This is a genomic window from Actinomycetospora rhizophila, assembly GCF_042657905.1.
Taxonomy (GTDB): Bacteria; Actinomycetota; Actinomycetes; order Mycobacteriales; family Pseudonocardiaceae; genus Actinomycetospora; species Actinomycetospora rhizophila.
On the sequence record NZ_JBHSKG010000003.1, the window covers coordinates 367795 to 388677 of the forward strand.

The window sequence follows — 20883 nt, forward strand, 5'->3', positions numbered from 1 at the left end:
GTGTAACGCTCGGGGTTGCACGGGAGGAGACGTGTCCGTGGAGTATCTCGTCGACGGGGGCGGCTCGCAGGCGATCCACGACGCCGTGCGCCCGGTCCTCGACGAGATCCAGGCGCTGCTCGGCGCCGAGCTCGGCGTGGTGGTCTACGAGCCGCACGGCTCCGGCCCCGCGGTGACGCTGGCGTCGACGGGCCCGCACGCGTTCCTGCCGAACGAGGCGGTGGTGACCGACCCGGTGCTGCCGCGCCGGACGCCGGCCGCCCCCGAGCGGCTGGAGATCCGGTCCCGCCTGCGGGGGCACGGCGTGCGGCTGCGCTCGAGCGTGGTGGTGCCCTGGCGCGACCGCCACGGGCACGGCGCCGTGGTGGTCGGCAACCTCGCCACCGCGCTGGGCGACCCGGACGCCGTCCTCGACGACGACCTGCGCCGCCACTACCGGCAGGCGGTGGGGCGCGCGGTGCGGCGGGGTCGTCAGGCCGGGTCGCTCGCGCTCGGCCGCGACCTGCGCGCCGCCACCCGCACCATGGCCGAGGCAGCGGTGGCCGGCGGCGACGGGCCGGCCGTGCTGACGACGATCCTGGCCTCGGCCCGGGAGCTCTTCCGGGCGGAGGTGGCCTACCTCGCGGTCCCGGTCGACGGGTCGGGCACCTACGTCTTCGACGAGGCGCTGGGCATCCGCACCGCGCCGTTCCGCCGCCTGCGCGTCCAGCACGGGCAGGGTCTCGGCGGGCTCGCGCGGCGGCTCGGGCGCCCGGTGTGCTCGGCGAACTACGCCGCCGACGGGCGTCTCGAGGCGGCCCCGGTGGACGAGACGCGCCACGAGGGGATCGTGTCGGCCATGGCGGCGCCGGTGTCGGTGGGCAGCGAGATCGCGGCCGTCCTCTACATCGGCGACCGCCGGATGCGGCCGTTCACCAGCGTCGACGAGGAGCTGCTCGAGGAGCTGGCGGGCCACGCCGCCCCCGGGGTGCGGCGGCGCTACGACGACGCCGACCGCGCCCGGGCGCTGGAGCGCGCGGTGCGCGAGCAGGTCGCCTACGACCTGCACGACTCGGTGGTGCGCGGCCTGGTCGCGATCGGCTTCGAGGCCGAGCAGGCCCGCCACCACGCCGGCGAGGACGACACCGCGACGCGCCTGGACACCATCGCCCGCGCCGCCGAGGCCTGCATGGCGCGCCTGCGCGGCGAGCTCGAGCTGCTGGTCACGGCGCCGCGCGCCGGGTCGGTGGCGGCCTCGGAGGTCCTCGACCGGATCGCGCTGGTGCCCGAGCGCGACGTGGTGCGCGTGCTCGAGCTCGACGGGGTCGACCTGGAGATCGACCCGGACGCCGCGGAGGCGCTGGTGCGGGTGGGGCAGGAGGCCGTCACCAACGCCGAGCAGCACTCCGGCTGCGACCACCTCACGGTGCGCGTCGAGACCACCCCGCACGCGATCACGCTGCACGTCACCGACGACGGCACGTTCGACCCGGCGAGCGCGTCGCCCGGCGGGGCGCACTTCGGCATGCGGGCGATGCACGCCGCCGTCGACCGGGTCGGCGGGCGCCTCGAGGTCGGGGCGGCCACACCCGGCACCCACGTGCACGCCGTCGTCGCGCCGTGGCCGCTCTCGTGATCGGTTTCTGCGTCGTCGACGACCACGAGGTCGTCCACGACGGGCTGCGCGCCCTGGCCGGGCGCGAGCCGGACCTGGAGTTCCTCGGCGCCGCGACCACCGTCGAGCAGGGGGAGGGGCTCGTCGCCCGCACGCGCCCGGAGGTGGCCCTGGTCGACCTGCGGATCGGCGAGCGCGGCGGGGGCAGCGGCATCGAGCTCTGCCGTGCGCTGACGGCGCGTGCGCAGGCCCCGGCCGTCGTCATCTTCAGCGCCTACGGCAACCGCGACCTGCTCGCCCAGGCGATCGACGCCGGCGCGTCGGGCTACATGCTCAAGGAGACCTCGGTGAGCCGCGTGCCCGGGATCCTCCGGGAGGTCGTCACCACCGGCAGCTGGTTCGAGCCGCGGATCGCCGGTGAGCTGCTGCAGCGCCGCCGCACGGTCCCCCGCGGGGCGACGTTCAGCGAGCGCGACCTCGCGATCGTGCGCGGCATCGGGCGCGGCGAGAGCAACCACGAGATCGGCGAGAGCCTGCACCTCAGCTCGCACACCGTGAAGTACCACGTCGCGTCGATGCTGCGCCGCCACGGCTGCGGGCGCCGGGCCGAGCTCGTGCGGGTGGCGCACGACCTGCACCTGCTCGACGAGGGCTGACCTACTCCTCGATCCCCGCGTCCGGGTGCGCGACCACCGACAGGAAGCGGATCGGCAGCTCCATGAGGTCGCGGGGCCCGTGCAGGCCGTTGCCGTCGATCTGGAGCGCGTCGCCGGGCAGCAGCTCGTAGTTCGACTCGCCGTGGCTGTAGACCATCCGGCCCTCGAGCATGTACAGCAGCTCGGTGCCCGGGTGCTGGAACAGCGGGAACTCCTCGCTGCGCTCGGTGAGCGTCACGAGGTGGGCCTCCATGCGCTTGTGCTGGCCGCGCAGGCCGCCGAGCAGCGTGTAGTCGTGGCCCACCCGGGTGCCGCGGGCCACGATCCGGGCGCCCGCGCCGGCGCGCGTGTGGACGGCCTCGCGCTCCACGTCGGCGCCGCGGAAGAACGCGGTGACCGGGATGTCGAGCGCGTCGGCCAGCCGCGCGAGCGTCGTCAGGCTGCACGAGGTCTGGGCGTGCTCGATCTTGGAGAGCATCGGCTTGGAGATGCCGGTGCGCACCGACATCTCCGCGAGCGTGGCCCCCGACGCCCGGCGCAGCCGCCGGACCTCCGCGCCGATGGCCCGCTCGAGCCGTCCCTCCTGCGAGGGCGGCGCCGCGACCTCCCGGGCGGCAGGCCCGTGGTCGACGTCCTCGACGCCGTTCTCCTGGCTCATGACCAGGAGTATGCCGTCACCGCATCTGCCCGGCGCCCACGTAGGGGTGCGGACTGCGCAGCAGCTCTCCCTCGGCGAAGCGGGAGAGCCGGAAGTCCGACGCCGGGATGTCCGGGTCGCGGCTCCGGCCGTCCATCACCAGGTCCGCGACGAGCCGACCCACCGACGGCGCGATCTTGAACCCGTGCCCGGAGAACCCGGCCGCGACGATCAGCCCCTCGATGTCGGTCTCGGAGATCGCCGGGTTGAAGTCCGGTGTGACGTCGTAGCAGCCGGCGTAGGTCGACGCGATCGCCGCCTCCTCCAGCCCCGGGAACCGCGTGCCGACCTTCTCCACCGCCAGGTCGAGGAACGAGGTGGTGGCCTGGTTCGAGTAGCGGTCCGGGTCGGCGGGCTCGAGCTCGGCGAGGTCGGAGTTTCCGAAGAGGATCTCCTTGCCGCTCTCGGGGCGGACGTACTGCAGCGAGACGAGGTCGGAGAACACCGGCACCGGGCCGAGGTCCGCGCCCGGGTCGATGAGCACGATCTGCTCGCGGTGCACGGTGATCGGCAGGGTGATGCCGTGGGCGGCGAGCAGCGGCACCGACCACGGGCCCGCGGTCAGCACCACGGTGCCGGTGTGGATTTCCGAGCCGTCGGCGAGGCGGACGCCGGTCACCGCGCCGCTCTTCGTAATCAGGTCGGTGACGGTCGTGCCCTGGCGGAGCCGGACGCCGGCGCGGCGCGCGGCGCCCGCGAAGGCCTGGGCGGTCCGGTAGGCGTCGCCGTAGCCGCCGCGCTCCTCCCAGGCGAACGCGGCGAAGGGCTCGAGGTCGGCCGACGGCCAGAGCTCGGCCACCTCGCTCGCGTCGATGTCCTCGGTGCGCACGCCGACCGCGCGCTGGTCGGCCATCGAGGCGCGCAGGGCGTCGACGTTCTGCTCGCCGACGCCGACGACGTAGCCGGTCTGGTGGAAGCCGACGTCCTCGCCGAGCACCTCCTGCGCGTTCTCGAAGACCTCCAGCGCCTGCGTCGCCATCGCGGCCAGCGAGGAGACGCCGTAGTGGCAGCGCACGACCCCGGACGACTTGCCGGTGCCGCCGGAGCCCACGGTGGAGCGCTCGACGATGACGACGTCGGTGGTGCCGCGCTCGGCGAGCGCCCAGGCGGCGGCACAGCCCTCCAGGCCGCCGCCGATGATGACGACCTCGGCGGTGTCGGTGCTGCTCATCGGGTCACCCCCGGGATCCAGCTGGTCCCGGCCAGCGGGACGCGGGCCATGGCGGCGGCCTCGATGGTGAGGGCGACGAGGTCCTCGGGCTCGAGGTGCAGCACGTGGGCCTTGCCGCACGCGCGGGCGATGGTCTGGGCCTCCATGGTCAGGACCCGCAGGTAGTTGGCGAGGCGGCGGCCGCCCTCGACGGGGTCGAGGCGGGCGGCGAGCTCGGGGTCCTGGGTGGTGATCCCGGCCGGGTCGCGGCCGTCCTGGAAGTCGTCGTAGTAGCCCGCGGCCGAGCCGATGGCCTCGTACTCGGCGGCGTACTGCGGGTCGTTGTCGCCGAGCGCGACCAGCGCGGCGGTGCCGATGGCGACGGCGTCGGCCCCGAGGGCCATGGCCTTGGCGACGTCGGCGCCGGTGCGGATGCCCCCGGAGACGATGAGCTGGACCTTGCGGTGCAGCCCGAGCTCCTGCAGCGCCTGCACCGCCTGCGGGATCGCGGCCAGGGTGGGGATGCCGACGTGCTCGATGAACACTTCCTGGGTGGCGGCGGTGCCGCCCTGCATGCCGTCGACGACGACCACGTCGGCGCCGGCGGCGACGGCGAGCTTGACGTCGTAGTAGGTGCGGGTCGCCCCGACCTTGACGTAGACCGGTTTCTCCCAGTCGGTGATCTCGCGCAGTTCGCCGATCTTGATGGCGAGGTCGTCGGGGCCGGTCCAGTCGGGGTGCCGGCAGGCGGAGCGCTGGTCGATGCCGGGCGGGAGGGTGCGCATCTCGGCGACCCGGTCGGAGATCTTCTGCCCGAGCAGCATCCCGCCGCCGCCGGGCTTGGCGCCCTGCCCGAGCACCACCTCGATGGCGTCGGCGGCCCGCAGGTGGGCGGGGTTCATGCCGTAGCGGCTGGGGAGGTACTGGTAGACGAGGTGCTTGGACTGGCCGCGCTCCTCGTCGGTCATGCCGCCGTCACCGGTGGTGGTGGAGGTGCCGACCTCGCTGGCGCCGCGGCCGAGGGCCTCCTTGGCCTGGGCGGACAGGGCGCCGAAGCTCATCCCGGCGATGGTGACCGGGGTCTGCAGGTGCAGGGGGAACCGGGCGTGGCGGTCGCCGAGGACGACGTCGGTGTCGCAGCGCTCGCGGTAGCCCTCCAGCGGGTAGCGCGACATCGACGCCCCGAGGAAGAGCAGGTCGTCGAAGTGCGGCACGGCACGCTTGGCACCCCACCCGCGGATGTCGTAGACGCCGGTGCGGGCGGCGTGCTGGATGCCGGCGATCGTGGCGCGGTCGAAGGTGGCGGACTCGCGCAGGCCTCGTGCGGCGGGGCTCGTCATCAGTGGCTTCCCCATCAGTAGCTGGCGCTGTGCTCGCTGGTGAAGTGGTAGAGGGAGCGGCCGGAGCCGTAGCGGCGGAACTCCGCCGGGTCGTGGTGCAGGCCCGCCTCGGCGAGGAGCTCGGCGAGCTCGGTGCGGTGCTCGTCGCGCATCTCCTTCTCGACGCAGTCCGCCCCGAGGCTCCCGACGCGGCCGCGCACGTAGAGGCGCGCCTCGTAGATCGAGTCGCCGAGCCCGTCGCCCGCGTCGCCGCAGATCACCAGCCGGCCGGCCTGCGCCATGAAGGCGCTCATCGACCCGACGGACCCGCCGACGACGATGTCGACGCCCTTCATCGAGATGCCGCAGCGCATCGACGCCGACCCCTCGACGACGAGCAGGCCGCCGTGGGCGGTGGCGCCCGCCGACTGGCTCGCGTCGCCGCGCACCCGCACGGACCCCGACATCATGTTCTCGGCGACGCCGGTGCCGGCGTTGCCGTGGACGGTGACGGTGCCGCCGTCGTTCATGCCGGCGCAGTAGTAGCCGGCGTGGCCGCGGACCTCGACGGCGATGTCGGCGTCGATGCCGGCCGCGATCGCGTGCGCTCCCGCGGGGTTCTCGACCGCGTAGGACTTCGCCGACGGCCGGTGCAGCTCGGCGTTGAGGGCGCGCACGCCGCCGGTCTCGGCGAGGTCGAACGTGACGGTCTCGGGTGCTACCGCGTCCATGCGTAGACCTTTCCGGGCTCGGGCTCGTAGAGGCGGGCGGCGTCGATGCCGGGCAGCGACGCGAGGGCGCGGAACTCCGAGGCCATGGCCACCCAGGCGTCCGTCTCGGCGATCACCGCGGGCTTGCAGGCGATCGGATCGCGGACCACGGCGAAGCCGTCCGCGCTCGTGACCAGCAGCGTGTAGAAGCCGTCGAAGGTCTCGCGCAGCGCGAGCAGCGCCTTCTCGAGGTCCTCGCCCTGCGCCAGCCGGGAGGCGACGAAGCGGGCGCCGACCTCGGAGTCGTTCGCCGAGTCGAAGGTGACGCCCTCGCGGACCAGGTCGCGGCGGATCGTGGCGTGGTTGGAGAACGAGCCGTTGTGCACCAGGCACTGGTCGGGGCCCACCGAGAACGGGTGGCAGCCCTCCGGGGTCACCGCCGACTCCGTGGCCATGCGCGTGTGGGCGAGGCCCTGCCAGCCGCGCGCGCCCGCGAGGTCGTAGGTCTCGGCGAGCGCGCGGGGGTGGCCGGTGCCCTTGTAGACGGCGAGGTCGCGGCCCGAGCCGATCACCGTCGCCGCCGGGAACGCCGTGCGCACGGCGGCGACCAGCGCGTCGACGCCGGTCGGCGCGGCGACCAGCGTGGTGTCGCCCGCCGGGGTGACCACCGGGGCGAGTCCGGCCAGGGCGTCCTTCAGCGCCTCCGGCGTGGTGCCGGCCGGGAGCAGCACCGAGACGGCGGCGTGGCCGTCCGGCACGCGGCGGGTGTCGCCGTAGACGGCGACCCCGGCGGAGTCGGGGCCGCGCTCGACGACCCCGCACAGCATCGACTCCAGGAGCTGCCCGAGCTGCGGGTACAGCTCGGGGTCACGCAGGTGGAGTCCGACGATCCCGCACACGGGCGGTCTCCTTCTGGTCGACGACGTCTCTTGTCGAGAAAACTAGTCTCTCGACAGGAGATGTCGCCAGAGGTAACCGGCTCCTGTGACGAACTCGTGTCTCCTCGTGGGAGACGGCCTCGTGGTTACACCGGGAGCACCCGCCGGAAGGCCGGCACCGCAACGGCCGCGACCACGACGTGCATGATCATCAGCGCGACGACCAGCAGCACGGACAGGCCGACGGTGAGCAGGTAGAGGTCGGGGACGAAGCTCAGGACGACCACCAGCGGGACCAGCCACCGCAGCACCGCGGCGGGGCGGGGCGCGAGGCGGCGGACGAGCACCCAGCCCACGAAGCCGGCGAGCACGCCGATGACGCTGAAGGTGATCGCGGTGGTGGGGTTGTAGCCGGTGCCCTCGATGACGCCGACCAGCAGGCCGATGAGGGTGTTGACGACCGCGGCGGCCACGGCGGCCAGCACGACCGCCAGGGCGATGCGGCCGGGTGAGGCGGCCGGCGGGACGGTGCGCGCGCTGACGGTGCTGCTCATGACACCCCTCGTGAACGATCCGTGACGTTCTGTCCGGATCGAGCTTAGGGGAGCCTTGCCTGATACGCGCGCACCACGTCGTCGAAGGAGGTGTCGGCGTGCAGGCCGAGGGCGTGGGCGCGCGGGGTCTCGAACCGCGGCGGCCAGCTGCCGACGATGGCGACGACCGCCGGGTCCTCGACCCAGTCGACGAGGTCGCTGGTGCCGGGGCCGGCCACACGGTCGAGCGCGGCGGTCATCTCGCGCGGGGACGTGGTGAGCGCGGGCAGGTTCATCGCGGTGCGGCTGCCCCAGGTGGCGTCGTCGACCTCGGCGGCCCGGAGGATCCCCTCGAGGGTGCGGTCGGGCGAGGACAGCGCCACGGGCATGTCCGGGGGCGCCGGGCACACCGCGCGCTCGCCGGCCAGCGGCTCGCGGATGATCCCGGACAGGAAGCTCGAGGCCGCGGCGTTGGGGCGCCCCGGCCGCACCGACACCGTCATCAGCCGCACCGAGCGCCCGCGGACGAAGCCCTTGCGGGTGTAGTCGGCGACGAGCTGCTCGCCGATGAACTTCTGGATGCCGTAGCTCGACTGCGGGCGGGGGAGGGTGTCGTCGTCGACGGTGCCGACGGGCCCGAGGGCCGGGTCGCTGCCGAAGACGGCGAGCGAGCTGGTGAACACCAGCACCGGGGGCACGGCGTGGCCCCGGGCGTACTCGAGGACGGCGCGGGTGCCGTCGAGGTTGGTGTGCATGCCGGCGTCGAAGTCGGCCTCGGCCGCCCCGCTGACGACGCCCGCGAGGTGGAAGACGGCGTCGGCCTCGTCGCCGAGGGTCCGGCTCAGCTCGCCGTCGAGGTGCTCGGTCCGGGGGTCGGCGGCGACGTCGTCGGTCGGGGCGACGAGGTCGACGACGGTCAGCCTGCTCACCTCGGTCGGTCGTGCGCCGCCCAGACCGACCGGGCCGGCGAGCAGCCGGCGGCACAGCAGTGTCCCCAGGAACCCGGCACCGCCGGTGACGATCACGCGCATGCGGCGGCCTCCAGGCGGTCGACGACGTCGGCCAGGGCGTCGTCGTCGCCGACGTTCCCGGCGAACACCACGAGCGGCGGGCCGCTCGTCGGTGCCCAGAGCGACACGATCCCCGGCAGCAGCGAGCCGCGCACCCACGCCCGGTCGGCGCGCAGCGACTCGGTGGCGACGTCGGAGGAGGTGATGCCGCCCTTGGCGAGCACCCAGGCGGGCGGGCGCGCGGCGACGACCCGCGCGGTGACGGCGGTGAGCGCGGCGCTGATCCGGCGCGCGATGGCGAGGCTCTCGGCCTCGTCGCGGCCGGTGATGCGGGTGCGTGAGGTGGACAGGACGGTGGTGGAGCTGCCGAGCGCGCTCTCGACCTGCGTCGCGGCGCGGTCCAGGTGCGCGTCGCGGGCGCCGTCGTCGAGCACCGTCGGGACGTCGACCTCGACGCGGGCGAGGTCGCGGCGGTCGGCGAGGCGGGCCAGCTGGCGGCTGGTCCGCCCGACGTGGGAGCCCGCGACGACCAGCCCGTGGCCGTCGCCCACGGCTCCGCGCAGCTCGGCGTCGTCGATCGGCGGCGGCTCGGGCTGGCCGACGCGGGCGCGGACGAACGAGGGGCCGACGCGGTAGACGAAGCGCGCGCCGTCCCGCTCGGCGGCGAGGATCGCGAGGACCGCGGCGCGCAGGTCGTCGTCGACGACGGCGTCGAGGACGATGACGCGTCCGCTCGGCAGCTGGACCGGACCGGCACGCAGGTCCTCGATCCGCAGCTCGGCGACGTCGGTGATCGCGCCCGCGCTCTTCTCCGCGACCCAGTCCGCGAGCCGCGAGGACCGGTAGCCGAAGGTCGCGTCGGCGGCGAACTCGCTCTCGGCGACCGGGACGAGGTCGGCGCCGTCCGGGCCCTCGCGCAGCCAGTGCACGCCGTCGAGCGTGACCCGTCCGGCGTCGGTGTAGGCGGGCGCGAGGATCACCGCGTCGGGGGTGCCGGTCTCCTGCGCGATCACGTCGGTCTCGAGGGGGAAGTGCCCGCGCAGGGTGGAGTCGCTGCGGCTGGCGAAGACCAGCTCGACGCCGCGGCGGCGGGCGACCTCGAGGCAGGTGCGCACCACCTCGCGGTCGCGCGCGGCGGCGTCGTCGGCGCCGAGGCTGCGGGTGTTGGTGAGGACGAAGAACGCGGGCGTGCCCTGCGCGAGGGCCCAGTCGACGTCCTCGGCGGCCCAGCGCGTCAGCACCGGGAGGTCGCGGACGGTCTGGGTGCCGGTGGGGTCGTCGTCGAGCACCACGACGGTCGGCGTGCCGGCCAGCGCCTCGCGCACCCGCTGCGCGGGGACGACCCGGACCGGGGGCAGCGTCGCGAGTCGTCCACGTCCCATCGCGTCATGGTGGCAGCTCGTAGGCTCTCCGTCCGTGCCCTCCGATCTGCGCGACGCCTGGGAGGGGGAGGCCGAGCGCTGGATCGCGTGGACCCGCCGGCCCGGCCACGACAGCTACGGGCAGTGGCACCGGGACGCGTTCCTGCCGCTGCTCCCGGCGCCGGGCCGCCGGACGTGGGGTGCGGCGAGGGGCGGCTGTCGCGGACCCTGCGCGGGAGCGGCCACGACGTGCTCGGCGTCGACGGGTCCCCGACGCTGGTGGCGGCCGCCCGTGCCGCCGAGCCGGCGATCCCCGTGGTCCTCGCGGACGCGGCCGCGCTCCCGCTGGGCGACGGCGTCGCGGACCTCGCGGTCGCGTTCATGGTGCTGCACGACGTCGACGACCTCGACGGCGTCGTCGCCGAGGTCGCCCGCGTCCTCGTCCCCGGCGGCCGGCTCTGTGCCGCGGTCGTGCACCCGCTGAACTCGGCCGGCGGCTTCACGTCGCGGGACGCCGACAGTCCGTACGTCGTCGAGGGCTCGTACTTCGCGCGGCGGCGGTACGCGGACGCGATGGCGCGCGACGGGCTGGAGATGACCTTCCACTCGTGCCACCGCCCGCTCGAGGACTACACCGGCGCCCTCGAGCGCAGCGGTTTCGTCGTGGAGGCGCTGCGGGAGCCGGTCGCCCCGCCGGAGACGGTCCGCGACGCGAGCAACAGTCGCTGGCAGCGGATGCCGCTGTTCGTGCACCTGCGGGCCCGCCTCGACCGGTAGTGCGCGGAGCACACTGGCGGGGTGGAGTACGTGCGGACGTTCGCGCAGGTCGGGGCCGGCGACGTCGGGCTGGTCGGCGGCAAGGGCGCGAACCTCGGCGAGCTGGTCCGGGCCGGGCTGCCGGTCCCGGACGGGGTGGTGCTGACGACCGGGGCGTACGCGGCGGGCGCGGCCGGGATCGACGTGCGCGCGCCGGGTGTGCAGGAGGCGTTCCTGGGTCGGGCCGTTCCCGCGGAGGTGGCGGTGGAGATCCGCGCGGCGTACGCGGGCCTCGGCGAGGGACCGGTCGCGGTGCGCTCGTCGGCGACCGCCGAGGACCTCGCCGACGCGAGCTTCGCCGGTCAGCAGGAGACGTTCCTGGACGTGCGGGGCGAGGACGCGGTGCTGGACGCCGTGGTGCGGTGCTGGGCGTCGCTGTGGTCCCCGCGGGCGATCGACTACCGCGCCCGCCGGGGTGTCGCGCCCGAGGTGGTGCGGCTGGCCGTGGTGATCCAGCGGATGGCCGACGCCGAGGCGTCCGGGGTGCTCTTCACCGCGGAGCCGACGACGGGACGCCGCGACCGGATCGTGGTCAGCGCGGCGTGGGGCCTGGGCGAGTCGGTGGTCGGCGGGCTCGTCGCGACCGACGAGCTCGTCGTCGACCGGGCGACGTTCGTCGAGGTCGGCCGCACCGTGGCGAACAAGACCGAGATGACCGTGGCGGCCGGCGGGGGCACCGCCCAGGTCGCGGTGCCCGCGGACCGGCAGCGCTCCCCGGTACTGGGGGCGGCGGAGGCGGGGGAGCTCGCCCGGCTCGGCGTGCGGGCCGAGGAGCACTTCGGCGTGCCGCAGGACGTCGAGTGGGTGCGCGCCGACGGGGCGTTCGCGCTGGTGCAGGCGCGGCCGATCACGGCGCTGCCGCCGCCCGCGGCCCCGCCGCCGAGCACGTGGCCGCTGCCCTACCCGGGCGGCGCCTACTTCCGCGCCAGCATCGTCGAGCAGATGCCGAGCCCGCTGACGCCGCTCTTCGCGGACCTGGTCGGCCCGGCGGTGACGGGGTCGATCAGCGCGTTGTTCGCCGGGATCCTCGGTAGGCCGGTGCCCGCCGGCGACATCGCGTTCCCGACGATCAACGGCTACGCCTACTACTTCTACCGGACCCGTGGCCTGGTCCGGATGACGCTGCGGCTGCCGTGGGCGCTGCGCGGACTGAGCCGCCCGGAGACCCGGGGCGGCGTGCGCGGCTGGCGCGAGCGGGCGCACCCGGCGTACGCGGCGGTCGTCGCCGCGTGGAGGGCGAAGGACCTCGGGGCGCTGTCGTCGGCGGAGCTGCTCGACGGCGTCCTCACCCTGCTCGGGGCGGGCGCGACCTACTACACGGCGGTGCAGTCGGTGATCCCGCTGGCGGCGACCGCGGAGATCGGCTTCACCGCGTTCTACGACCGCGCGGTGAAGCGCGCCGGCGACCCGGCCGCGCACGTGCTGCTCGTGGGGGAGGACAGCGAGCCGCTGCGGGCCGAGCGCTCGCTGTACGCGCTGGCGGTGCAGGCGCGTGCCGGCGGCACGGAGACCGAGGCGTGGCGCGCCGGGTTCCGCGAGCACCTCGAGCGCTACGGGCACACCGTCTTCGACCTGGACTTCGCCGTGCCGACCCCCGCCGACGACCCCGGCCCGCTGCTCGACACGATCCGCTTCCAGATGTCTGGGGCGGGTGTCGACCCGGAGGTCCGCCGCGCCCGTCTCCGGGCCGAGCGCGACGCCCGGACCGAGGAGCTGCGGGCGCGCCTCGACCCGGTGCGGCGCCGGGCCTTCGACGCGCTGCTGGTGCGGGCGCGGCGGCTCGGGCCGGCGCGGGAGGACGCGCTGGCCGACATGGGGCTCGCGTGGCCGGTGATGCGCCGGATGCTGCTCCTGCTGGGGGAGCGGCTCGGGGTGGACGTGTTCTGGCTGACCGAGTCCGAGCTGCGCGCCCTGCTGCGCGGGGAGTCGGTGGACCCGCCGATCGCCGAGCGCCAGGCCCTGCGGCGGGGGCGGGCGCTCGTCTCGCCGCCGCAGATGCTGCCGGAGGTGACGTGGCTGCGGACGGTGTTCGGGCGGTTCATGCCGGGCGCGGACACGCCGGCGGGGGAGCAGCTGAGGGGCGTGCCGGGCTCGACCGGGTCGGTGACCGCGACCGCGCGGGTGCTGCGGGGCCCGGAGGACTTCGGGGCGATGCAGCCCGGGGAGGTGCTGGTCGCCCGGATGACCACGCCGGCCTGGACGCCCCTGTTCGCGCGGGCGGCGGCGGTGGTCACCGACATCGGGGGGCCGCTGAGCCACAGCTCGATCGTCGCCCGCGAGTACGGCATCCCCGCCGTGCTCGGGACGGGGTCGGCGACCGACCGCCTCCGGACCGGCGATCGCGTGCACGTCGACGGCGACGCCGGGACGGTGAGCGTCGTCTGAGGAGTCCGTAGCCTCGGGGTGGCGGAGGTGGGCCATGACGCAGACCCAGAACCGAGGACGGGGCGGCGAGCCGGAGGACGAGGTGCCGCCGGTGCCGCAGCGGCCGGCGCCGCGCGTCCCGGAGCACGAGGTGCCCGAGCTCGGCGAGGACGCGGTCCCCGACGTCGCGCGGGACGAGGTGCCGGAGACACCGGAGACGCCGACGGTGGCCGGCGAGCGACCGGTCGAGGCCGTCAGCGACGAGTATCGTCTTCGCAGCGGAGGCGAAGTCGACGCAGCTCTATTTGGCGACCCATTCGGAGGAATGGGCCGACGCGGGCTGGGGAGGGCTGACCCTGCTGAAGTCGGAGTTCCGCTTCGCGGACGGTCGCCGCGCCGATCTCGTGTTCCGCCAGCACACCGGGTGGCTACGGCGCCTGGTCGTCGTGGAGGTGAAGCGTGGTCGCGTGGGAGTCGATGCGGTGAACCTGCGCTGGCCTCGAGCGATCCTCGTCGGCGAGACGATCGACGGTGAGGCGGAGCGCGAGGTCGAACGGATCGCGGGCCTGTGCTTCATCCCGCTCGCCACGTTCGGCACGGAGCGAGTCGCTGCCTGACCCGGTGCGTCCGTGGATGCCGGATCGCGTCCGTCAGAACGGCGGCGGGTCGTCGGGGTCGTGGACCACGGGCGGTGTGGTCGTGTTCTTCGTCGAGCTGGTGCGGCCCGCGCGCCCTTCGGTCCGTTGCAGGAACTGGTGTCGCCAGTAGGCGTCCTCGGCGTCGGCCTGTCGGGGATCGGTGCGCCAGCCGTCGTCGGGCAGGGGTCTCGGCCGGTGGGCGGGTCGAGGTTCGGGGAGGTCCTCGAGAATCTTCGGCGGGGTGGTCGTGAGGTGCTGCCCGGCCCGGGTGCGGATCGTGAAATGCCCGGGGCGGGGTTGGCGGATCTGCCAGCCGGCGACGTGCTTGGCACGGTGGTGGTGCTTGTCGAGGACACCGAGGTTCCAGTGCGCCGAGGGGCCGTCGTGGGCCCAGTCGCGGGTGTGGTCGATCTCGGCGGAGGGGCTGCGGCGCCGGTGGTCGGCGGGGCTCCCGCGGGGCGGCCCGGGACGCCCGAGGTCGGCCAGGCGTGCCCGGAGCTCGCGCAGGAGGGCGGTCCAGGCGGGGTGGGCGTGGGGGTCGAGGGCAGCCAGCAGCGTCGTCGGGACCTGGAGCTCGACGATGGCCTGGCGTGCTGCCCCCCGCGGCGGCTGGTGCTCGACGCGGGGGCCGGGTGGTCGGGGTCGCCGGCGGGCGAGCAGGACGTGCCGGAGGTGGCCGTGGTCGTCGGTGAGCACGATGCGCCATTCGCCGTGCTGGGCGCGGGTGAGCAAGGCGCGGGCGTGGTGGGCCAGGACGGTGCCGTAGCCCGGGACGGTGGCGGGCATCTGGTCGAGCCCGAGCGCCGTCGTCAGGCGGAGGCGGAGCTCGCTGGTGCCGCTGCGCGGGCGCCCGGGTCCGGGGTCGGGCCCGCCGATCGTGGGTGGCGCCGCGGGTACGGGTGGGTCCGCGGCCTCGTCGTCGGGCTGTCCCGGCTCGGAGACGCCGGGCAGGTCGAGCAGGCCCTGACCTTTCGCGTCGCGCTCCCCGAGGTCCGTGTCGGAGCCGTCGCTCTCGGGGTCCGGGTCCGGGTCCGGGTCTGGGTCCGCGGGTCCATCGTCGTCGGGTCCATCGTCGTCGGGTCCACCGTCGTCCGGTCCACCGTCGTCGCCAGGGCCGTCATCGGCGTCATCGTCGGGCCTGCGGTCTTCGGACTCGTCGGACGCGGGCCGGCCGGCGGCGTCGTACTCGCTCGCGAGCAGCAGGGTGATCTGCTCGTCGTCGAGCCCGGCCACCGAGCCGTCGAGCAGTCGGCTGGCGACCTCGGCGCGGACGTCGCCGATCGGGATGCGCACCCCGAGCGCGCGGACGGCCGCGGCCACGGCGTCGCAGCGGTCCCGCATGGCCAGCCCGCGCGGGGCGCTGGTGTCACGGACCGAGAAGGTCGCGCTGCCCGACGGGTTCGCCGAGAGGATCACCCGGGTGTTCTTCACCGCGCGGGCCTCGCGGCGCTTTGCCCAGTCGGGGTCGAGCGCGGTCGCGGTGGCCTCGATGCGCCGGATGAGCTCAGCAACCGGGATCGACGGGGCCTCGGGCAGCAGGACCTGGGCGACGTGGCGGGCGTGGTCGTCGCACAGATCGCGGGTCCACTCGCAGAACCGGGCGGCCTTGGCCTCGTCGAGTCGCCCCTCCCACATCGCCTCGCCCACCGCGGGGAGCCGCGCGACGAGGTCGTCGGCGAGGTCGAGCCTGCGCGCCGACATCTGCCGCGACAGGCCCAGCGCCACCGCGACCTCGTCACCGGAGAACTCGTCGAGCACCGGCCGGCGCTCGGTGCGCCCGGCCTGGGCGCGACCGAGGTGGTGGATGCCCTCGAGCAGCCGGACGGTGCCACGGTTGTTCACCCGCGCGCAGCCGCGCACGTAGGCCGCGAGGTCCTCCCCGCTCAGCGTGTCCGGGGAGACCGACTCCAGGGCCGCGACCAGCTCCGGACCGGGCTCCAGGGCGTCGAGGTCGGCCGCCAGGCCGTCCCGCACACCCTGTTCGCTCATGTGTTCGAATCTAGCCACGACCCCCGACAGTCCCGGGGCGTCAGCAGGACCCGTAGGTCACGGGACGGTCACGATCCTGGGCGGCGCCCGAGCTCCGCGACGTCGTCGGCGGTCCAGTCCGCCGAGCGGCCGATGGACTCGCAGAAGCTCGCCCAGGTCACGGGCGGACCGTCCGGAGCGGGTGGACGGGCCCAGTACGTGACGCGCTCGTTGCGGGACCACGCCCCGGTCGCCGGGCCCGGCCGCTTGAGCAGCGCCTGCCGGTCCGCGAGCCGCCCCAGGGCGGCGGCGAAGCGCACGCTGGACGCCGTCGCCTGGCGATGGCCGAGGATCGCGTGCCCGCGGTCCGTGACGTGGGAGAGGAAGAGGTCCGGGTGCTCCTGCCGCAGCCGGTACTCGACCACGCCGTACTCGACGAACGGGTCGCCGTCGCGGACGCAGCGGAACAGGGGCTCGAGCAGCTCGTCCGTGACCCCCGCGGTGTCCGTCTCGGTGGGCCGGCGGGAGCCGGCGACCGCGGTCCAGGTCCGCGGCCCGGCGCCGCCGTGCGGGTCGTCGCAGACGTAGCTGACCATCTGCTCGGGCAGCCTCGACCAGCGCACGTCGTCGGCCCGGAAGCAGGACGGGCAGGTCTGGATCACGACCTCGATCCTGCCCGGTCACCTCCCTCTGGACCGCACCGCCGCCACGGCCCCATCCTCGGGTCGGCGAGAGGGGGGACCATGACGGCAGATTCCGAGGCGCGATCGCTGCCCGCCGTCGCCGCCACCGTGCTCGACGCGGTCGGCCACACCCCGCTGGTCCGCCTGCGCCACGTGGTGCCCGAGGACGGCGCGCAGGTGCTGGTCAAGCTCGAGGGCGCCAACCCGACGGGCAGCTACAAGGACCGGATGGCGCGCGCGATCATCGAGGGGGCCCGGCGCCGCGGCGAGCTTGCCGACGGTCGGCGCGTCGTCGAGTTCACCGGCGGCAGCACGGGGTCGTCGCTCGCGTTCGTCTGCGCGATCACCGGCCACCCGCTCTCGCTCGTCACCTCCGACGCGTTCTCCCCGGAGAAGCTGCGGACGATGCGGGCCTTCGGCGCCGACCTGACGGTCGTCCCCAGCGACGGCGGGCTGATCACCCCGGACCTGTTCGTCCGGATGCGCGCCGAGGTCGACCGGATCGTCGCCGACGAGGACGCCTTCTGGACCGACCAGTTCCACAACGCCGACGCCCTCACCGGCTACGCCGAGCTGGGCCGGGAGATCCTCGCGCAGTCCCCGGCGGTGGACGTCTTCTGCGCGGCGGTCGGCACGGCGGGGATGCTGGCCGGGGTCGCCGAGGTGCTGCACGCCGCGGGGTCGACGCGGGTGGTCGCGCTGGAGCCGGCGAGCTCACCGGTGCTCACGACCGGGGTCGCCGGGCCGCACCGCGTCGAGGGCACGGCGACCGGCATCGTCCCGCCCCTCCTGCGTCCCGGCACCCACGACGACGCCCGCGCCGTGGACGAGGACGCGGCGCGGGTCCTCGCCCGACGCCTCGCCCGCGAGGAGGGCGTCTTCGTCGGCACCTCCGCCGCGCTCAACATCGCCGGCGCCCTCGCGCTGGCCCGGGAAGTGGGACCCGGGCGCACCGTGGTCACCGTCGCCGCCGACACGGGCCTGAAGTACCTGGCCGGCGACCTCTTCGGCTGACGGTCAGCGACGGCGCCACGGCCGCGCCAGCGACCGGAAACGGGACTCTCGCTCGGCCTCGAGGCGGGCCCGCCGGGCGTGCCAGCGGCGCGCCCACTCGGGCATCTGCGCCGCCAGCAGGGCCTCGGCGTCGCCGCTGCGCAGCAGCTGGTGCGTCACCGGGTCGCCGCCGAGCTGGGAGGCGAGCGCCCGGGTCGGCAGGTCGGCGCCGTGCACCGGCACCCCGTAGCGGCGCGCGAGCGCGGCCCGCTGCTCGGCGGGGATCGCCGGGCCGGTGACGAGGAACCGCGGGTAGCCGTGCGACGCGCGCCAGCCCCGCGTGCCCTCGACGACCTGCCCCCACAGCGCCACGACGCCCAGCACCTCGAAGTCGGACGGGCCCCACTCCAGCGTCCTCGGGTCGTGCACCGCGTAGAGCCCGCACCGGCAGCGGTCGCCGGGCGGGGCGTGGTCCCGCGCGCCGCAGGTCGCGACCATCGGCCGGCGGGCCGGCCAGACGACCTGGGCGAGCGGGGCGACCAGCTCGGCGCGGCGCTGGGCACGACGTCCCACGCGCCAGGTGCGCCAGCCCAGGATCGCCTCGGGGACATCCGGGACACCGTCGAGGGTCGTCGGGGCGCCGTCGTGCCGGGAGGGTCCGGCCGGCGGCGGGTGGATCACCGCGCGGGCTCGGACCGTGGCGTCGTGACGGCGGCGTCAGCCGGCGCCGGGTGCTCGGTCTCGGGCACCGCGGGCTCGACGGGCGGGGACGCCTCGCCGGGCACGGGCGAGCTGACGGGTTCTGCGGTGAGGCGCCGACGCACGGGGCCGATGTCCATGACGGGAACGCTAGACACGCGCCCCGTCGTCGCACCAGGGAGAGGCGGACGGGCGGCGGTGAGACGCGGACGACATCACCCGCTCGGCCGCGTTGTCAGCCCGGCCCGGCGGCGACCGGGTGCCGCGGCTCGTAGAGACCGAGCCGTCCGCCGCCGGGCAGGTGGATCGCGGTCAGGCGGCCCCAGCCCTGGTCGGTCACGGGGTCGACGCCGACGCCTCGGGCGCGGAGGTCGGCCGCCGTCGCGTCGACGTCGTCGCACATCAGGTAGAGCTCGTGCTCGGGCTCGCCGTCGGTGGGGTGGACGGCGACCTCGGCGGGCGGCAGCCCGAGGATCAGCCAGCCGCCGCCGGCGTCCACGGTCCGCGTGCCGAGCAGGTCCTTCAGGAACGCGCGGTCCGCCTCCGCGTCCGCGCTGTACAGGATGGCGTGCGCTCCGGTGATCACGTCGGGACCTCCTCGTCCGCGCCGGTGGAGGAGCCAGTGTGGCCGGTCGCGCCGACTGCTCCGGACGGCTCGCCTGTACGGCGACCTCCAGGTGCGAGGCTCCCCGTGCCCGCGGCGGTCCGACCGCGAGGTCCTCGCCCGTCCGGACCAGTGACGTGCCACCCTGGCGCGACGTCATCGCCGTCGAGCGCGGGGAGCACTCCCATGAGCGACCAGACCGTCGAGCACTACGAGCGCGTCGCCGCGGACTACGACGAGCACTGGTCCTACGACCCCGACTACGTCCGGCGCTTCTCGCGGGCGATCGTCGACGCGCTGCGCCTGACCCGCTCCGACGCCATCGCCGACGTCGGCTGCGGCACCGGGCTCTACACCCGCCGCCTCGCCGCGGACGTCGAGCCCGAGCGGCCGATCCTGTGCGTCGACCCAGTGCCGGCGATGCTCGAGCGCCTGCCCGCCTCGCCGCGGCTGCAGCCGCTGGTGGCCGGCGCCGAGGACCTCGCGTCGGGGCGGGTCGCGCCTCCGGCGCCGGGGCGCCTCGACGCGATCGTCCTCAAGGAGTCGTTCCACCACGTGGCCGACCGGCGCGCGACGCTCGAGGGCCTCGCCGGGCTGCTCACCCGCCACGGCCGCATCCTCATCGTGATGCTCCCGCGGACCATCCACCACCCGCTGTTCCGCGAGGCCCACCGGCGCTTCGGGGAGCTGCAGCCCGAGCCCGCGCAGATCGTCGACATGGTCGCCGAGGTCGGCCTGCGGGCCTCGGTCAGCTACCGGACCTTCCACACCGCCATCGACCGCGAGCGCTACGTCCGGATGCTCGCCGCGCGCTACATGTCGGTGCTCGGGGAGTTCTCCGACGACGAGCTGCGCGCGGGCATCGAGCAGTTCCGCCACGCCTACCGCAACGACCCCGTCCTGCGCTTCGACGACCACTTCGCCTTCATCAAGGGCTGGGTCAGGCCCGGCTGATCGGTTGTGCACGACCGGCCCGGGTGCGAGAGTGGTCGCGATCACGCCGCCGATCCACCACAGCACCGGCGGTGACAGCGGAGGGGAACGTCCATGCCCGAGCAGTCCCTGTACGAGCGCCTCGGCGGCGCCTACGGCATCGCCGGCGCCGTCGACGTCCTGGTCGACCGGCTCTTCGCGAACGCCGCGGTGAACGCCAACCCGGCGGTGCACGCCCACCACGGCGTCCCCGCCAACGCGCCGGGCTACAAGTTCCTCGTCACCGCCTGGTCGATCGAGGCCACCGGCGGACCGAAGTGCTACATCGGCGAGGACATGGTCAAGGCCCACGACGAGCTCTCCATCGACCAGGCGGGCTTCGACGCGGTGAAGATGGAGATCGCCGCGACCCTGAACTTCCTCGGCGTCCCCGGCGCCGAGCACGACGAGTTCATGGAGATCATCGAGAGCTACCGGCCCCAGGTGGTCCAGGCGGCCTGATCCCCGCCGCCGATCGACCGCCGAGGTGGCGGGTGACCTCGACCGCGGTGCGCCCGACGACCGCGGCGAGGTCGGCGAAGTCGGTGCCGCAGGGCGACGCGCACTGGTGCGGGAACGTCACGCTGATCGCGGCGACGGCCTCGCCGCCGGCGCCGTGGACCGCGCGGGCGACCGACGCGTAGCCGCGGCTGACCTCGCCGTCCTCGACCGACCAGCCGCGCCGGGCCTCGGCGGCGAGCACCGCGGACAGCGCGCGCAGTGACGTCGGCCCGCGGTCGGTGCGCCGCGTCGGGGGCCCGGCGCCGGCGAGCAGTGCCCGGCGCTGGGCGGGCGCGAGCCCGGCGAGGACGGCCCGCCCCGACGCGGTGAGGTGCGCGGGGAGGCGGACGCCGACCGCGGTCACCAGCGTCTGCGGCCGCGGCGGGCGTTCGCGCACCAGGTAGAGCAGCTCGCGGCCGTCGAGCACGCCGAGGTGGACGTCGTGGCCGACGCGGTGGGCGAGGCGGCGCAGCGACGGTCCGGCGACCTCGTCGAGCGGGTGGTGGCGCAGGTAGGCCGTGCCGACCTCGAAGGCGCCGATCCCGACGGCCCAGCGGGCGGTGTCGGGCAGGTGCGCGACGACGCCGGCGGCCTCGAGCTCGGTGAGCAGGTGGTAGGTCGTCGAGCGGGGCAGGCCGAGGCGGGCCGCGAGCGTCGCCGCCGTGAGGGGCTCGCCGGCCGCGAGCAGGCGCAGGATCGCGAGCCCACGACGCAACCCCGGGACCCCGGCCACGTCC

Annotated in this window: 22 protein-coding genes; 8 read left to right on the plus strand and 14 right to left on the minus strand. The window is 75.2% G+C overall.

All coding sequences use genetic code 11. The annotated features are described in order from the left end of the window. The first annotated feature begins 31 nt into the window (after positions 1-31). Together ACFPK1_RS09180 and ACFPK1_RS09185 are read left to right on the plus strand one after the other, a co-directional pair. Entirely contained in the window at positions 32-1615 is a 1584-nt protein-coding gene (locus ACFPK1_RS09180) for a GAF domain-containing sensor histidine kinase (protein ID WP_378020605.1), read from the plus strand. Beyond that, positions 1600-2250 (plus strand): response regulator, encoded by a 651-nt coding sequence (locus tag ACFPK1_RS09185; protein WP_378020606.1) that lies wholly within the window; start codon positions 1600-1602, stop codon positions 2248-2250. Before ACFPK1_RS09180 ends, ACFPK1_RS09185 begins: the two co-directional genes overlap by 16 nt. 1 nt (position 2251) lies before the next feature. On the opposite strand, the gene ACFPK1_RS09190 is transcribed toward ACFPK1_RS09185, so the two are convergent. The 8 genes from ACFPK1_RS09190 to ACFPK1_RS09225 all read right to left on the minus strand — a co-directional run bounded on the left by ACFPK1_RS09190 (position 2252) and on the right by ACFPK1_RS09225 (position 9929). Continuing rightward, the gene (locus ACFPK1_RS09190; RefSeq protein WP_378020607.1) at positions 2252-2908 is read right to left on the minus strand and encodes a helix-turn-helix domain-containing protein; all 657 of its coding nucleotides are present in this window, start codon (positions 2906-2908) and stop codon (positions 2252-2254) included. 16 nt (positions 2909-2924) lie between these two features. Then, positions 2925-4118 carry an NAD(P)/FAD-dependent oxidoreductase gene (locus ACFPK1_RS09195; RefSeq protein WP_378020608.1) on the minus strand — a complete coding sequence of 398 codons (1194 nt, stop codon included), beginning with the start codon at positions 4116-4118 and terminating at the stop codon, positions 2925-2927. After that, positions 4115-5437: an FMN-binding glutamate synthase family protein gene (locus ACFPK1_RS09200; protein ID WP_378020609.1), complete on the minus strand. Its 1323-nt coding sequence runs from the start codon at positions 5435-5437 to the stop codon at positions 4115-4117. Before ACFPK1_RS09200 ends, ACFPK1_RS09195 begins: the two co-directional genes overlap by 4 nt. A gap of 14 nt (positions 5438-5451) precedes the next feature. Then, positions 5452-6147, minus strand: coding sequence for a GltB/FmdC/FwdC-like GXGXG domain-containing protein (locus ACFPK1_RS09205; protein ID WP_378020610.1), 696 nt, complete (start codon positions 6145-6147; stop codon positions 5452-5454). After that, complete coding sequence (locus ACFPK1_RS09210) at positions 6135-7025, minus strand: class II glutamine amidotransferase domain-containing protein (RefSeq protein WP_378020611.1); 891 nt, start codon at positions 7023-7025, stop codon at positions 6135-6137. Before ACFPK1_RS09210 ends, ACFPK1_RS09205 begins: the two co-directional genes overlap by 13 nt. Positions 7026-7150: 125 nt before the next feature. Then, on the minus strand, positions 7151-7558 hold the full coding sequence (locus ACFPK1_RS09215) for a DUF6069 family protein (RefSeq protein WP_378020612.1): 408 nt from the start codon (positions 7556-7558) through the stop codon (positions 7151-7153). Positions 7559-7602: 44 nt separating this feature from the next. Next, positions 7603-8568, minus strand: coding sequence for a D-erythronate dehydrogenase (gene denD / locus ACFPK1_RS09220; protein WP_378020613.1), 966 nt, complete (start codon positions 8566-8568; stop codon positions 7603-7605). Further along, a complete protein-coding gene (locus tag ACFPK1_RS09225) occupies positions 8559-9929 on the minus strand; it encodes a four-carbon acid sugar kinase family protein (RefSeq protein ID WP_378020614.1) in 1371 nt (456 codons plus the stop codon). The genes denD and ACFPK1_RS09225 overlap by 10 nt, the downstream gene beginning before the upstream one ends. Before the next feature lie 174 nt (positions 9930-10103). Between ACFPK1_RS09225 and ACFPK1_RS09230 the strand changes: the two genes are divergently transcribed. The 3 genes from ACFPK1_RS09230 (at position 10104) to ACFPK1_RS09240 (ending at position 13705) form a co-directional block, all read left to right on the plus strand. After that, positions 10104-10685 (plus strand): class I SAM-dependent methyltransferase, encoded by a 582-nt coding sequence (locus ACFPK1_RS09230; RefSeq protein WP_378020615.1) that lies wholly within the window; start codon positions 10104-10106, stop codon positions 10683-10685. Positions 10686-10706: 21 nt separating this feature from the next. Beyond that, the gene (locus ACFPK1_RS09235; protein ID WP_378020616.1) at positions 10707-13109 is read left to right on the plus strand and encodes a PEP/pyruvate-binding domain-containing protein; all 2403 of its coding nucleotides are present in this window, start codon (positions 10707-10709) and stop codon (positions 13107-13109) included. Positions 13110-13393: 284 nt separating this feature from the next. Continuing rightward, a complete protein-coding gene (locus ACFPK1_RS09240) occupies positions 13394-13705 on the plus strand; it encodes a PDDEXK family nuclease (protein WP_378020617.1) in 312 nt (103 codons plus the stop codon). A gap of 33 nt (positions 13706-13738) precedes the next feature. Here ACFPK1_RS09240 and ACFPK1_RS09245 read toward each other — a convergent pair whose 3' ends face one another. Both ACFPK1_RS09245 and ACFPK1_RS09250 read right to left on the minus strand, forming a co-directional pair. Further along, complete coding sequence (locus ACFPK1_RS09245; RefSeq protein ID WP_378020618.1) at positions 13739-15715, minus strand: DUF222 domain-containing protein; 1977 nt, start codon at positions 15713-15715, stop codon at positions 13739-13741. 68 nt (positions 15716-15783) lie between these two features. Then, positions 15784-16356, minus strand: a complete 573-nt coding sequence (locus ACFPK1_RS09250; RefSeq protein ID WP_378020619.1) for a hypothetical protein — start codon at positions 16354-16356, stop codon at positions 15784-15786. Positions 16357-16437: 81 nt separating this feature from the next. On the opposite strand from ACFPK1_RS09250, the gene ACFPK1_RS09255 reads away from it, so the two are divergent. After that, a complete protein-coding gene (locus ACFPK1_RS09255) occupies positions 16438-17391 on the plus strand; it encodes a PLP-dependent cysteine synthase family protein (protein WP_378020620.1) in 954 nt (317 codons plus the stop codon). A gap of 3 nt (positions 17392-17394) precedes the next feature. On the opposite strand, the gene ACFPK1_RS09260 is transcribed toward ACFPK1_RS09255, so the two are convergent. The 3 genes from ACFPK1_RS09260 to ACFPK1_RS09270 form a co-directional block, all read right to left on the minus strand. Next, a complete protein-coding gene (locus tag ACFPK1_RS09260) occupies positions 17395-18051 on the minus strand; it encodes a hypothetical protein (RefSeq protein WP_378020621.1) in 657 nt (218 codons plus the stop codon). Further along, positions 18048-18209, minus strand: a complete 162-nt coding sequence (locus ACFPK1_RS09265) for a hypothetical protein (protein ID WP_378020622.1) — start codon at positions 18207-18209, stop codon at positions 18048-18050. Before ACFPK1_RS09265 ends, ACFPK1_RS09260 begins: the two co-directional genes overlap by 4 nt. A gap of 95 nt (positions 18210-18304) precedes the next feature. Next, on the minus strand, positions 18305-18655 hold the full coding sequence (locus tag ACFPK1_RS09270; protein ID WP_378020623.1) for a VOC family protein: 351 nt from the start codon (positions 18653-18655) through the stop codon (positions 18305-18307). 204 nt (positions 18656-18859) lie between these two features. On the opposite strand from ACFPK1_RS09270, the gene ACFPK1_RS09275 reads away from it, so the two are divergent. Together ACFPK1_RS09275 and ACFPK1_RS09280 are read left to right on the plus strand one after the other, a co-directional pair. Beyond that, complete coding sequence (locus tag ACFPK1_RS09275) at positions 18860-19627, plus strand: class I SAM-dependent methyltransferase (RefSeq protein ID WP_378020624.1); 768 nt, start codon at positions 18860-18862, stop codon at positions 19625-19627. A 93-nt stretch (positions 19628-19720) separates the two neighbouring features. Further along, positions 19721-20107 (plus strand): group I truncated hemoglobin, encoded by a 387-nt coding sequence (locus tag ACFPK1_RS09280; RefSeq protein WP_378020625.1) that lies wholly within the window; start codon positions 19721-19723, stop codon positions 20105-20107. Here ACFPK1_RS09280 and ACFPK1_RS09285 read toward each other — a convergent pair. Beyond that, positions 20067-20879, minus strand: coding sequence for an IclR family transcriptional regulator (locus ACFPK1_RS09285; RefSeq protein ID WP_378020626.1), 813 nt, complete (start codon positions 20877-20879; stop codon positions 20067-20069). The genes ACFPK1_RS09280 and ACFPK1_RS09285 overlap by 41 nt on opposite strands. Between the last annotated feature and the right edge of the window lie 4 nt (positions 20880-20883).

Excerpts from the sequence above, each read along its gene's own strand:
- ACFPK1_RS09190 (WP_378020607.1), bottom strand. The coding sequence starts at position 2,908 with ATGAGCCAGGAGAACGGCGTCGAGGACGTCGACCACGGGCCTGCCGCC.
- ACFPK1_RS09195 (WP_378020608.1), bottom strand. The coding sequence starts at position 4,118 with ATGAGCAGCACCGACACCGCCGAGGTCGTCATCATCGGCGGCGGCCTG.
- ACFPK1_RS09200 (WP_378020609.1), bottom strand. The coding sequence starts at position 5,437 with ATGACGAGCCCCGCCGCACGAGGCCTGCGCGAGTCCGCCACCTTCGAC.
- ACFPK1_RS09205 (WP_378020610.1), bottom strand. The coding sequence starts at position 6,147 with ATGGACGCGGTAGCACCCGAGACCGTCACGTTCGACCTCGCCGAGACC.
- ACFPK1_RS09215 (WP_378020612.1), bottom strand. The coding sequence starts at position 7,558 with ATGAGCAGCACCGTCAGCGCGCGCACCGTCCCGCCGGCCGCCTCACCC.
- denD (WP_378020613.1), bottom strand. The coding sequence starts at position 8,568 with ATGCGCGTGATCGTCACCGGCGGTGCCGGGTTCCTGGGGACACTGCTG.
- ACFPK1_RS09225 (WP_378020614.1), bottom strand. The coding sequence starts at position 9,929 with ATGGGACGTGGACGACTCGCGACGCTGCCCCCGGTCCGGGTCGTCCCC.
- ACFPK1_RS09245 (WP_378020618.1), bottom strand. The coding sequence starts at position 15,715 with ATGAGCGAACAGGGTGTGCGGGACGGCCTGGCGGCCGACCTCGACGCC.
- ACFPK1_RS09255 (WP_378020620.1), top strand. The coding sequence starts at position 16,438 with ATGACGGCAGATTCCGAGGCGCGATCGCTGCCCGCCGTCGCCGCCACC.
- ACFPK1_RS09265 (WP_378020622.1), bottom strand. The coding sequence starts at position 18,209 with ATGGACATCGGCCCCGTGCGTCGGCGCCTCACCGCAGAACCCGTCAGC.
- ACFPK1_RS09275 (WP_378020624.1), top strand. The coding sequence starts at position 18,860 with ATGAGCGACCAGACCGTCGAGCACTACGAGCGCGTCGCCGCGGACTAC.
- ACFPK1_RS09280 (WP_378020625.1), top strand. The coding sequence starts at position 19,721 with ATGCCCGAGCAGTCCCTGTACGAGCGCCTCGGCGGCGCCTACGGCATC.